The sequence below is a fragment of the Candidatus Symbiopectobacterium sp. genome, assembly GCF_020054415.1.
Taxonomy (GTDB): Bacteria; Pseudomonadota; Gammaproteobacteria; order Enterobacterales; family Enterobacteriaceae; genus Symbiopectobacterium.
Genome location: NZ_JAHWCO010000242.1, coordinates 1 through 11,991, shown reverse-complemented (window position 1 = coordinate 11,991; position 11,991 = coordinate 1). Strand labels below are relative to the sequence as shown.

The following is an 11,991-nucleotide window of genomic DNA, read 5'->3' as shown; positions in this document are numbered from 1 at the left end:
TGCGTAACCGATTGCAACGGCTCAATCGCAAGACGCCCGGATATTCAAAATCATCCGAAATGCACGATAGGATCATCGGTACTTACATCGAACGCGAGTACTACGTTTGATGCTACATCAACTCATTGAATACACGACCCGAAATGTTAACGTTTCTTTCGTGTAAAAAACGAACAGGTTACCTTTCGGTAACCTGCCGTTGGAGGTGCGTTCTGGCAGGAAAATTATTGTGCGGCAACCTTGGATTGGCGATAGGCACTTAGCCAGTCAGCGACGCGCTGTTTCTGCTCATCATTCAGCCACATGCCCAGCTTGGTACGACGCCAGATGGCATCCTCCACGCTGACAACCCACTCTTTGTCGGCTAGGTAGCGCAATTCCGCTTCATAGAGATCGTGTCCGAAGTTTTTGCCGAGGTCATGAATGCCCGTGGCGTTCGTCAGGATCAACTCGCTGTGGGAGCCGTAGGTGCGGGCATAGCGACGCGCCAGCGATTCCGGTAGATTGAAGCGACGGCGCAGCGCAGCAGCGTATTCGTCGCACGTACCGGCCAAATCGCCGCCGGGCAGTACCGCATTTTGCGTCCAGGCCTGACCGCTGTGAGGATAGTATTTTTCCAGCTTCTCCATCGCGTGTTCTGCCAGCTTGCGGTAGGTGGTCAGCTTGCCGCCAAATACCGACAGCAAAGGCGCTTTGCCGTGTTCATCCGCCACTGACAGCGTGTAATCACGGGTAATGGCCTGCGGAGAATCCGACTCGTCATCGCACAGCGGGCGCACGCCGGAATAGGTCCATACGATATCGTCTCGTGTCAGCGTCTTTTTGAAGTGATCGTTGTAGACATCCAGCAAGTAGGCCGTTTCTTTGTCGTCGATCTTCACTTCATGCGGATCGCCGTGGTATTCCACGTCGGTGGTGCCGATGAGCGAGAACTCATCCTGCCACGGAATCACAAACACAATGCGGTTATCTTTGTTTTGCAGAATGTAGGACTGCGGTTCGTCGTGTACGCGAGGCACAACGATGTGGCTGCCTTTGATCAGACGAATGCCATAAGGGGATTTCAGCTCCAGCCCGTGATCGAAGAACTCTTTCACCCAAGGACCCGTGGCGTTGACCAGTCCTTTCGCCTGCCAGGTATGTGTTTCTCCGGTCACGCTGTCGACGGCATCGATGATCCACAGATCACCTTCGCGACGCGCCCGCGTCACTTTGGTGCGGGTACGCACTTCGCCACCGCGTTTCACCACTTCCTGCGCGTTTAACACCACCAGACGCGCATCGTCGACCCAGCAGTCGGAATATTCGAAACCGCGCGTTAATTCGGGTTTCAGCACCGAGTCTTTGCCGAATATCAGGCCGTGGCTGGCGGGCAGGCTGACGCGTTTTCCCAGGTTGTCATACATAAACAGCCCGATACGAATCATCCAGGCTGGTCGCAGGTGCGGCTGATGGGGCAAACGGAAGCGCATTGGGAAGATGATGTGCGGTGCCATCTTCAGCAATTTTTCACGCTCGGAGAGCGCTTCGCTCACCAAACGAAACTCGTAATGTTCTAGGTAGCGCAGGCCGCCGTGGATCAATTTTGAACTGGCAGAGGAGGTGGCGCTAGCAAGATCCTGTGCTTCCAACAGCAGCACAGACAAGCCACGGCCCGCGGCATCGGCTGCAATGCCTGCGCCGTTGATGCCCCCACCGATCACGATAAGGTCTTTGGTTTCCACGCGTTCTCCTCCATGTCCAAAAAAAAGGTCAAAATGTTCGTTTTCGAGAATTATCATGATCGAAAACAAACACCACAGCCAAGGATTAACCAAATAAAAACATTTAGGCGTGATGCAGATAACATATTGATGAAGGTTGTCACATAAAGTATAGTGGATTGGTGCGAGGAGGGGCGCGTAATTGGCAGAGAATACTGCCATTTCTTGAGTTGGCGAGGAATGGCGGTCAAGGCGTTATTTTTGCCCGTAGTAGGCGTTCGGGCCGTGTTTACGATTAAAATGCTTGTGCTGCAACGCACTATCGAGCGGGCGTAAATGGGGGGCTCAGCGTGCAGGCGAGCCAGGCCATGCGCGCCACCTCTTCCAGCACCACCGTATTGTGCAACGCTTCTTCTGCATCTTTGCCCCAGCAGAACGGCCCATGCTGGTAGGCAATCATGCAGGGTGTGTGCAGCGGATTGCGATCTCCCAGCGTCTGGGCAATGACCACACCGGTATTTTTTTCATACTCATGCTCCACTTCTTGCGCCGTCAGTGGGCGGGTGCAGGGAGTGTCGCCAAAAAAATAGTCGGCGTGCGTGGTGCCGAGCGCAGGAATGTCCAACCCCGCCTGTGCCTAGGCGGTGGTGTGGGTAGAGTGGGTGTGCACAATCCCCCCCATTTGCGGATAGCGGCGATACAACTCCAGATGCGTGGGAGTATCTGAGGAAGGGCGATAACCCCCTTCAACTGGATTGCCCTGTAAATCGAACACCACCATATCGTCGGCCTGCATCACCTCATAGGCAACGCCGCTGGGTTTGATGACCACCAGACCGCGTTCGCGGTTGATCGCACTTACATTCCCCCTGGTGTACGTCACCAGACCGTGCTGAGGCAGGGCAATATTGGCTTCAAATACCCGTTGCTTCAGTTGCGCTATCGTGCGGCTTCCTCCACGTGCAAACCGGCGCGTTCCATGCGCTGTTTCACCCAGTCGTGCGCTGCGAGCACTTCCTTGATGGGATCGGGGGCATTTTCGCTCCACATCTCAATCAGATAAGGGCCGCGGTATCCGCTCTCTTTCAAGGTGGTAAAGCAGCGTTCGAAATCCACGACGCCAGTGCCGAAGGGCACGTTTTTGAAGACGCCAGGGCGGGTATCTTTCACGTGCACTGCGACAATGTGGCATCGCCCTGCGCGCAGTTCCATCTGCACATAATTATCCCAGGCAGAGAGGTTACCGATATCGGGATAGAGCTGGAACCACGGGTTGTTCAGGTAGTTGGCATAGCCCAGCGCTTTGCTGATGGAGTTCATCAGAGGGTAATCCATGATCTCCATAGCCAGCGTGACCTGCGCGCGACTCGCCATTTCTACCGCTTGTTGCAGGCAGTCACGAAAACGCTCACGTGTTACCTCATTGGCCTCCTGATAATAGACATCGTAACCAGCCAACTGAATCACGCGAATCCCCACATCCTGCGCCAGCGCGATCGCTTTATGCATGATGGCGAGTCCTTGGCTGCGAATGGCATCATCCTGCGAGCCGAGCGGGAAGCGGCGGTGCGCGCTTAGGCACATGGACGGTACCCGAATGCCGGTGGTGGCGATGGCATTGACCAACGCCAGACGCTGTTCCCGATCCCAATCCAGCCTTGCCAAGCGTTTATCGGTTTCGTCCACCGACATTTCGACGAAATCAAAGCCCAGCTCGCGAGCCAACTGTAAGAGTGCCAGCCAATCTTCGCCGGGGGGCAACGCTTTTTCGTAGATGCCCAGCGGCACCGCTTTTGTCAGCATGTTACTTCCCTTAGCACCACCGTTGGGCAATACTGCGTTTAAACTCACGGGCGGCACCGACCGGGCTTGCCGCATCGCGGATACTGCGCCCTGCAATAAAGACGTGAATAGGGATGCCCTAGAATAGCGGCAGATCGTCCAGCGCCAGACCACCGGTGACAGTGACTTTAAAGCCCATTTCGGCCAGACGCTTGATGGCGCTGATGTCGGTTTCGCTCTAGGCGACGCCAGCGGCCTGTGCATCCCGGCTGCGGTGATACACCACTTGCTGAATCCCTGCAGCGCGCCAGGCTTCCGCATGCTCCCAGGTCCAGAAGCCGGTCAATTCGATCTGTACATCGCCGTCGAATTCGCGCGCTACCGCCAAGGCACCTGCGGCGGTGTTGATGTCCGCGCAGCAGATTACCGTGACCCAGTCGGCATTGGCTTTAAAACACATACGTGACAGGATTTGCCCCGCGTCGGCAATCTTGGCGTCGGCCAGCACAATCTTGTGCGGATAGAGCGCTTTCAGATCGCGCACAGCGCGCACCCCTTCGCCCACGCATAAAATGGTGCCGACTTCGATAATGTCCACCTCTTCGGCGATCAGACGGGTGGTATTGTAGGCATCGGACAGCGTCTGGTTATCCAGCGCAACTTGTAACATCGGTAACTGCGGCATCGGGGCTCCTTATTCCGTCGCGGCCAGCGTGGCGCGATCAATCAGCTCCAAAACATCCTGCTCGGTGCTGCAGGCGCGCAGGCGATCAAAATTCGCCTCATCCTCAAACAGATTAACGATCTGCATAATGCCCACTTCTTGGTGCGCAGTAGCATCCTCGGCGGCCAGTATGATCAGCAGATCCACCGGATCGTTATCTTCATGGTTGAATGGCAGCGGGGTTTTTAGCGTTACCAGCGCGAAGCCGGTTTTTTTCACCCCTTCCTCCGGGCGGCCATGGGGCATGGCAAGCACGGGAGCTATCACAAAATAGGGGCCAAAACGCTCTACTCCATCGAGAATGGCCTAGTAGTAACGCGGCTCGACCACGTCGGCGTCCACCAGCAGATCGACGCCAATTTTGACCGCTTCCTGCCAGGTGGTGGCTTCCGCTTGCAGGCGGATTGACCGGTTTTCCAGCAGAGAATCGCGCAGTTTCATGGAAACTCCTTACGCTTTGACATCCTGAGGGAAGTGGGCGTTGATCACCTCCATCAGCTTGGGACCAAAATCGGCGGCAGAGAGCATATTGCGCACGCCGACGACATACTTGTTGCCGCTCACGGTAATCTCATCCTCCACGTGGGTTGAAGCGATAATGATGTCAGCACCGCTCAGTTCTGCTTTATATTCCCCGACGGCACAGCTGTTGACGGTGTGTTCCCCCCCCCCCCCTGTTGGGTCAGGAACTGATCCACCTTCATCTTCACGATCATGGAACTGCCTTGCCCACAGCAGCATACGGCCAGAATCCTAACTGTCATGGTGCTTTCTCCTGCGTCATTGCGCGGTGGTTTGCGCGAGTTGTTTTTCCGCATCTTCTTCAGCGCGCAGTGAGCGGCTGGCAAAGTACATGTAGGCCACAGCGATGAGGATCACCACGCCTATAAACCACAGGCCCAGCGTCATGCCCTGCATCAGCGGCGGTGCCAGAATTGACCAGTCCGCCATGCCCATCCAGGCCGACAGTCCGGTGAGTTTTACCGCCCATACGCAGCCAAAAATCTCAATCATCCCCATCACCAGACAGATCTTGAGCGCCGCGCACCAGTCGCCAAAGTGGTTGGCAAACACGCCGATGGTGGCGTTGGAGAAGAAAATCGGGATAAAGCCGGGGATGATCATGATGGGCGAGCCAATCCCAATCAGAATGCCAACAGCGATCAACTGACCGATGGTGCCCCACATAAAGCCCCATACCACTGCATTTGGGGCAAAGCTGTAGATGGCGGCGCAGTCGATCGCCAGTACCGCACCGGGGATCAGACGCTGAGATATGCCGTTAAAGGCTTCGGACAGCTCGGCAACGAACATGCGTACGCCCTGCACGATGATGAAAATAGCAACGGCGAATTGAAAACCGGTTTGCAGGATATAGACGGTCCAGTGGGTTTTACCTGCCATCCTCTGCACCGTATCGATACCGAATGACAACAGGATTGCGCCAAAGAACACGGTCATCACGATGGCGTTAGAGACGATGTTGTCATGTAAGATATTCAACCAGCCGGGCAGCTTCAGATCTTCGACACTCTCTTCTTTTTTACCCAGATAGGGGGCGAGCTTGTAGGCGAGCCAGGAAGCAAACTGTTGCTGGTGGCCGATGGAGAAACCACAGCCGTCGGTCACTTCCTGCGTCGGCTTGTACATCATGTTGGAGGTGATCCCCCAATAGAGCGACACCAGCACGGCGCTGCACAGGATGGTGGTCCACATCGGGTAACCGAGAATATAGAAGAACACCGCCAGCTGAAACATGATATGGCCAGTGAGCATAATGGTGCGAATGCCGGTGATGCGGCGTAGCAGGACATACACAATGTTCAGCGCCAACAGCACCGCATAGCCGACCCAACTGTAAGCGTTGCCCATGCGTTCTATGGTGGCCATCATCGAGGCATAGGTGTCAGAGATAGCACCGTTAATGTGGTACACCTCTGACATCTTGGCGACCACGGGTTTGAACGTGCCAGTCAGGATGCCGGAGCCTGCCTGTAACAGCATAAAGACGATGATCGTCTTGATGGTGCCTTTGATGATCACCGTGGAGCCTTTGCGCAACAGCAAGTAGCCGAGAAAGGTCACAATGCCCAGCAGCAAGGGGGCATCGGTCATGACCTGATTAAAGAAAATGGTGAAGATGTTGTAGAGAGTTTCCATAGAACACTCCAATCGATTTTTATTGTTACCGTTTTACTGCTACTGCCTGCCATCGCGACCGGCTGACGAGCGTGGCCTGGTGGCTGATATAACCGGGCGTAGGGACTTCAGTAATCACTAGTAATTGTATTGAGATTTTTATTGATTTCTTGTGATTAAACTCGCAATTCTCATGGCACTTAAGATCATTCATTAATCACATTTTATTTTTATATTATTCAGTTTATTAGGTTTTTATTCTTTCTTGTTATTTGATCTGGATGTGATTTTTCATGATTTTTTATCACTTAAAATGATTGTAAGTGCATTTTAATGGTGATGTATTGTCATTAAGTTGTCTAATTTAATCTTTTTATGATCGTTTATGATTTATTTAATTGCCGATTAATGATGAGATCACGCCATGAGTAAGATAGAAACCATTACCCGAGAATCCTAGATCCTGAGCACCTTCCCGGAATGGGGAACTTGGTTGAATGAAGAGATCGAACAAGAGCAGGTTGCCGCTGGCACCTTCGCCATGTGGTGGCTGGGCTGTACCGGGATTTGGTTGAAATCAGAGGGTGCGGCCAATATTTGTGTCGATTTCTGGTGCGGCACAGGCAAGAAGACTCACTGTAACAAATTGATGAAAAACGGGAAATAGATGCAGAGCATGGCTGGGGTGAAAAAATTGCAACCTAACTTGCGCACCACGCCGTTTGTGCTGAACCCGTTCGCCATCCGCCAGGTGGATGCTATTTTGGCGACGCACGACCATAACGACCACATTGACGTCAATGTGGCCGCCGCGGTGCTGAAAAATTGCAGCCCGGAGGTTCCCTTTATTGGTCCACAGAGCAGCGTGGATCTCTGGGTGGGGTGGTGCGTGCCGCGCGAGCGTTGCATCGTAGTGAAACCGGGTTCGGTGATTCGCATTAAAGATATTGAAATCCATGCGTTAGATGCGTTCGATCACACCGCGTTGATCACCTTGCCAGTGGAGCAAAAAGCGGCGGGTGTGTTACCGGATGGCATGGATCTGCGCGCAGTGAACTACCTGTTCAAAACCCCGGGTGGCAATCTCTATCACAGCGGTGATTCCCACTACTCCCACTACTACGCGAAACATGGTAATGAGTATGACGTTGACGTGGCGTTGGGCTCATACGGGGAAAATCCGCGCGGTATTACCGACAAGATGACCAGCGCGGATATGCTGCGCATGGCCGAGGCGTTGAATGCCAAGGTGGTTATTCCTTTCCACCATGATATCTGGTCGAATTTTCAGGCCGATCCGCAGGAGATTCGCGTGCTGTGGGAGATGAAAAAAGACCGCCTGCAATACGGTTTCAAACCCTTTATCTGGCAAGTTGGTGGCAAATTTACCTGGCCGTTGGACAAAGATAATCTGGAATACCACTACCCGCGCGGCTTTGACGACTGCTTCACCATGGAACCCGATCTGCCGTTCAAATCTTTCCTGTAATGTGCGATGTTGTGCGCGACGTGGCAAACACGTCGCGCTATGCCCGTTATACTTACAGTCTAATTATTTAGGGCATATGATGATTGCTGCGCATTTATGATAAGTTATGATGTAAACTTTTCACGCCGACGCCATGACGCGCCACTTCTTGTTACCGGACGACCTATGACTGAATCTCAGCGCCATCATGCCATCATTGATTTTCTGCAACGCCAGGGGCAACTCACCGTCTCCGATCTGATCGTGAATTTTGACGTTTCCCCCGCCACAGCGCGACGCGATATCAACAAACTTAATGAATTGGGTAAATTGCGTAAGGTGCGCAACGGCGCTGAGGCCGTTAACCTGCCGCGCCCGGCCTGGACGCCGCTCAGTGTCTATCAGGCGCAGAATCTGGATGAGAAGATGCGCATTGCGCAGGCAGCGGCCGCGCTGTGTAATCCCGGTGAAAGCGTGGTGATTAACTGCGGTTCAACGGCGTTTCTGTTGGGGCGTGAGATTGTCGGGCGTGATATTCAGGTGATTACCAACTATCTGCCATTGGCGAATTTCCTGATTGAGCAAGAGCACGAAAGCGTGGTGATTATGGGTGGACAGTACAACAAGAGCCAATCGATCACTCTGGCACCTCAGGAAGGAGATGCGAGCCTGTATGCCGGTCACTGGATGTTCACCAGCGGCAAAGGGCTGACGCCGGAAGGGCTGTACAAAACCGATATGCTGACGGCGATGGCGGAGCAAAAGATGTTGAGCTACGTTGGTAAACTGGCGGTGGTATTGGACAGCAGCAAGGTGGGCCAACGTGCGGGCATGCTGTTCAGCCGTGCCGATCAGATTGATGTGGTGATCACTGGGAAACAGGCTGACGCCGCTATTGTAGAGCAACTGCGAGCGCAAGGTGTTGAGGTGATGCTGGTGTAACACCACGTACTAAAGAAGACGATTTTTTGTCTTTTGATTGCACTCGCGTAAAAAATCACGCTGAGGTGGGCGTGGCCGCCGGGTGAGCGGCATGGATGCAGCGAAAGTCCCCGCCGCGTCTGGAACGCGTCGGGGACGGACCGAAAGCGGGCACGAACGCCGAAGGCACCGCGTAGCGGCGTGATGCTCCGCGAAAAGCCTAGAGTCACGAGGCGGTGGCGATTGAGCGCCTCGTGTCGGGCGCGTACTGCAACGGTTGCAGATAACTACTTTGGTTCACGCGCACGAAATACTCACGATACTCACAGAGATGCGGCACCAAGGTTTTCCCCAAATAGCTTATTTTGCAAGCGCAGTCGTGATGCGCTCGAAGTCCTCAAATGGGCAGAAGCCTTTGTCATTGGTTGGACATTCGCTAAGCGTTAGCGTCACCCTCTGTGGGGGATTGGCGCGGTTAAGCGGTGCCAGCGTAGCGAGCTGTTCAGTCGATTGATACGCGTATTCCACTTTCAACAGCGCCTTGTTACTTGTGTTATCACGCCAGCGTTGGAACACGACTTTGCCGCCAATCGGCGTGGTTTCCAATTGGTGCGGCAGATGGTACGGTTTCACGCCCAGTGCGGAGAACAGCGATGCAACGTTTGAATCGTGACCGACCAGGAAGGTGAATTTGGGCTGTTGCTCGCCAAACGAACCGGCCAACGCTTTGACCAGATTGGCCGAGACGGCTTTGGCAACCACCGTGGCGCTAAACACTACGCTGTTGTAGTACTCTTTGATCGACACCAAATCAGCCAGTTGTTTCTCATCTTTGATGCGTCCCCAGCCGATCTTGTTAATCAGAGTGCCTTCGTAGTATTGCAGGATAAAGGCATCAGCAATTGAGGTGCAGGTTCTCAGCGGGCCAACCACACCTAGCTCTTTGCCAGCCTCAATCTTCACGTCAGTTTCCTGTGCCATCAGGTCGCACTGTTTATCCTGCTTGCAGTTGGCGGAATCCTTGTAGCGAATGATCTCCTCCATCTGTTGGTATACAGGTTTCAGCCGCTCATTAAGCCCTTTCACCCCACCTTCACCGGCTTTTTGATTAATGGAATCGATGGCCTGTTGTTTAAACGTGGTGCTGTCGTTGCGGATGATCGGGTTAAAGGTGGCATCCATCGTGCCCAATTTTTCTTTGTGCACTACCGGCACCAGAAAACCCGGAAACGCACCCACTGCGAAATATTGTGCTGTGAAGATGGCGCGTTGCAGACTGTTGGCATAGAACGAGACGTCTTTATCCGTCGGGCAGGTATCGGCGGCCAGTAGGCGGTTATCCACCAACCATTCGCTAAAATAGTGGCAGAAATAGGCTTCCAATACGCCACCGCGCGTGGTCAGGTAACTGCTGGGGGTATCCCGCTGTGGCTAGGCATCCGGCGTGACCTTGCCGAGTGCGCTACTTGGGCTGGCTAATGGGGCGCGCAGGCCGTGACGACTAAATACCACGACCTGTTCGAGCGTGTAGCCATCCTGTGCGGCGGCGGGGAAAGTGAGCGCTGCGGGCAGTAACAGCGGGAGACAAAACAGGGCTTTTCGTTGTAAATACACGGTGATGCTCTTGGTGAGTGAATGACACATTCGCACATGACACGCGTAACGGATGCGTGAAAAGGCGATCTTTCTCATCATGACTATTTTTTCGCATAACGAAAAATTTTTTATTACAGAAATGTGACGATTGACTTACCTTACTGAAACAGTAGCATCTCTCTCACATTGGCGTGCGCTGTGCCTTAATGCCTGTTTTCTTTGTCTCGAGGTGGTATTCGTATGGAACAGTTTGAGTGTCTCAGCATTGAGCAAGCCCATGAGCGCTGGCAGAAACACGGCGTGATGGTGGATGTCCGCGATGCGCAAAGTTACGCCACCGGACATGTGCCGCAGGCGGTGCACCTGACGAATGAAACGCTGTCTGATTTTGTGCGTGAAGCAGAACTCGATCAACCGGTGATGGTGATGTGCTATCACGGCATTAGCAGCCGTAATGCGGCACAGTACCTGTTGAGCCTGGGGTTTGAGACGGTATACAGCGTGGATGGCGGTTATGAAGCCTGGCAGCGTGATTTTCCACAAAATGTGGCGGCAGAGTCGGACAACGCGTGAAGTGAAACATCCCGACGCAATGACGCGTCGGGATAGGGCAAGGTTATTCCGCGGTCTGAAGCGGTTTTTTCACAAAGAAGCCGTAGCTGATGGCTCCCAGCATTAACAGGAAGGCACCAAACAGGAAGACGTTGGTGAAGGTGCCCGTTGCATCAAGAATAATGCCGGTGACGATCGGCGCACTGGCAGCGCCTAGGAATCCACCGAAGTTCTGGATGGCACCCAGAGAAGCCACCTGCGATTTCGGTGCAATATCTGTTGCCAATGTCCAGATGACCCCAGACGGCATCTGAGAACAGAAGTAGCCCAGTGACAGCAGCGCGATACACAACGTGGTGTCGTGCACGAAGGGGATCGGTGCCACGAAGCAGGCGGCCAGTGCTGCACCGCACACGATCGGGATTTTACGTGCGGTAATGGTGTTAGTGCCGCGACGAATCAATCGGTCGGAAATCACGCCAACCACCAACACGCCCATGATCCCGGCAAAGAACGGGATGGAGGCCACCCAGCCGGTTTTCATCAGGCTGAAGCCGAGCGATCTTTCCAGATAACTTGGCAACTAGGTCAGGTACACCCAAATGGTGAACATGATGGAGAAATTTCACAGAATCATGAACCAGGTGGTTTTGTGTTTGAACAGAGAGCCCCAGCCTGCTTTGGGTTGATTCGCTTGTTGCGCCTCAGCGGCTTCCGCTTCGCCGTGGATCTGCACTTCTTCTGCGGGCGTCGGGTTACGGTACAGCTTCAGCCACACCAGCAGAATCGAGATACCCGCCAAACCGATGGCGATAAACATGCCGCGCCAGCCCAGCGTCAACAACAGGATGGTCAGGATCGGCGGTGCAACGGCGTTGGCGATCTGTGAGCCAGTATTGATGATGGCGGTGGGAAGCCCGCGTTCATTGCTGGGGAGCCAGCGATGGGTGATCTTGATGCCGGAGGTGGCTTTGTTGAATAATAGGGAATAATGCTGTTATGACACGCCTGTTTTGGATTAAAATGCTGATCGCTCCGGGATGCATCACCACGCTCTGGATTTAACATACTGATTTTACGTCAAGGGAATCCGCAGCCTTTATGGC

The 11,991-nt window shown here is 53.8% G+C and carries 7 protein-coding genes and 7 pseudogenes; 4 read left to right on the top strand and 10 right to left on the bottom strand.

The genetic code is table 11. The features are described from left to right. The coding region (locus QZ506_RS07105; protein ID WP_291970049.1) for an IS1 family transposase at nucleotides 1-110 on the top strand (110 nt) is incomplete at its 5' end. A 114-nt stretch (nucleotides 111-224) separates the two neighbouring features. Here QZ506_RS07105 and glpD read toward each other — a convergent pair. The 7 genes and pseudogenes from glpD to ulaA form a co-directional block, all read right to left on the bottom strand. Next, the gene (gene glpD / locus QZ506_RS07100) at nucleotides 225-1,724 is read right to left on the bottom strand and encodes a glycerol-3-phosphate dehydrogenase (RefSeq protein ID WP_291970047.1); all 1,500 of its coding nucleotides are present in this window, start codon (nucleotides 1,722-1,724) and stop codon (nucleotides 225-227) included. A 234-nt stretch (nucleotides 1,725-1,958) separates the two neighbouring features. Next, nucleotides 1,959-2,646, bottom strand: a pseudogene (locus QZ506_RS07095) (L-ribulose-5-phosphate 4-epimerase). Further along, nucleotides 2,643-3,506, bottom strand: coding sequence for an L-ribulose-5-phosphate 3-epimerase (locus QZ506_RS07090; RefSeq protein ID WP_291970044.1), 864 nt, complete (start codon nucleotides 3,504-3,506; stop codon nucleotides 2,643-2,645). The pseudogene QZ506_RS07095 and the gene QZ506_RS07090 overlap by 4 nt, the downstream one beginning before the upstream one ends. 10 nt (nucleotides 3,507-3,516) lie before the next feature. Beyond that, nucleotides 3,517-4,170 (bottom strand): annotated as a pseudogene (locus QZ506_RS07085) (3-keto-L-gulonate-6-phosphate decarboxylase UlaD). 9 nt (nucleotides 4,171-4,179) lie between these two features. Beyond that, nucleotides 4,180-4,650 (bottom strand): annotated as a pseudogene (ulaC, locus tag QZ506_RS07080) (PTS ascorbate transporter subunit IIA). Between the two features lie 9 nt (nucleotides 4,651-4,659). Continuing rightward, nucleotides 4,660-4,973: pseudogene (ulaB, locus tag QZ506_RS07075) on the bottom strand (PTS ascorbate transporter subunit IIB). Between the two features lie 16 nt (nucleotides 4,974-4,989). Next, the gene (gene ulaA / locus QZ506_RS07070; protein WP_291970042.1) at nucleotides 4,990-6,369 is read right to left on the bottom strand and encodes a PTS ascorbate transporter subunit IIC; all 1,380 of its coding nucleotides are present in this window, start codon (nucleotides 6,367-6,369) and stop codon (nucleotides 4,990-4,992) included. A 439-nt stretch (nucleotides 6,370-6,808) separates the two neighbouring features. On the opposite strand from ulaA, the pseudogene ulaG reads away from it, so the two are divergent. Next, a pseudogene (gene ulaG, locus QZ506_RS07065) lies at nucleotides 6,809-7,837 on the top strand (L-ascorbate 6-phosphate lactonase). A gap of 165 nt (nucleotides 7,838-8,002) precedes the next feature. Next, nucleotides 8,003-8,758, top strand: coding sequence for an HTH-type transcriptional regulator UlaR (ulaR, locus tag QZ506_RS07060; protein ID WP_291970040.1), 756 nt, complete (start codon nucleotides 8,003-8,005; stop codon nucleotides 8,756-8,758). 339 nt (nucleotides 8,759-9,097) lie between these two features. Here ulaR and agp read toward each other — a convergent pair. Together agp and QZ506_RS07050 are read right to left on the bottom strand one after the other, a co-directional pair. Next, nucleotides 9,098-10,156: pseudogene (gene agp / locus QZ506_RS07055) on the bottom strand (bifunctional glucose-1-phosphatase/inositol phosphatase); the annotation flags it as partial. A gap of 12 nt (nucleotides 10,157-10,168) precedes the next feature. After that, complete coding sequence (locus QZ506_RS07050; RefSeq protein WP_291970038.1) at nucleotides 10,169-10,351, bottom strand: hypothetical protein; 183 nt, start codon at nucleotides 10,349-10,351, stop codon at nucleotides 10,169-10,171. 222 nt (nucleotides 10,352-10,573) lie between these two features. On the opposite strand from QZ506_RS07050, the gene glpE reads away from it, so the two are divergent. After that, the gene (glpE, locus tag QZ506_RS07045) at nucleotides 10,574-10,906 is read left to right on the top strand and encodes a thiosulfate sulfurtransferase GlpE (RefSeq protein WP_291970036.1); all 333 of its coding nucleotides are present in this window, start codon (nucleotides 10,574-10,576) and stop codon (nucleotides 10,904-10,906) included. Nucleotides 10,907-10,949: 43 nt separating this feature from the next. Here the strand turns inward: glpE and QZ506_RS07040 are convergent. Further along, nucleotides 10,950-11,852: pseudogene (locus tag QZ506_RS07040) on the bottom strand (MFS transporter); the annotation flags it as partial. Nucleotides 11,853-11,991: the final 139 nt, after the last annotated feature.

Excerpts from the sequence above, each read along its gene's own strand:
- QZ506_RS07090 (WP_291970044.1), bottom strand. The coding sequence starts at position 3,506 with ATGCTGACAAAAGCGGTGCCGCTGGGCATCTACGAAAAAGCGTTGCCC.
- ulaA (WP_291970042.1), bottom strand. The coding sequence starts at position 6,369 with ATGGAAACTCTCTACAACATCTTCACCATTTTCTTTAATCAGGTCATG.
- ulaR (WP_291970040.1), top strand. The coding sequence starts at position 8,003 with ATGACTGAATCTCAGCGCCATCATGCCATCATTGATTTTCTGCAACGC.
- glpE (WP_291970036.1), top strand. The coding sequence starts at position 10,574 with ATGGAACAGTTTGAGTGTCTCAGCATTGAGCAAGCCCATGAGCGCTGG.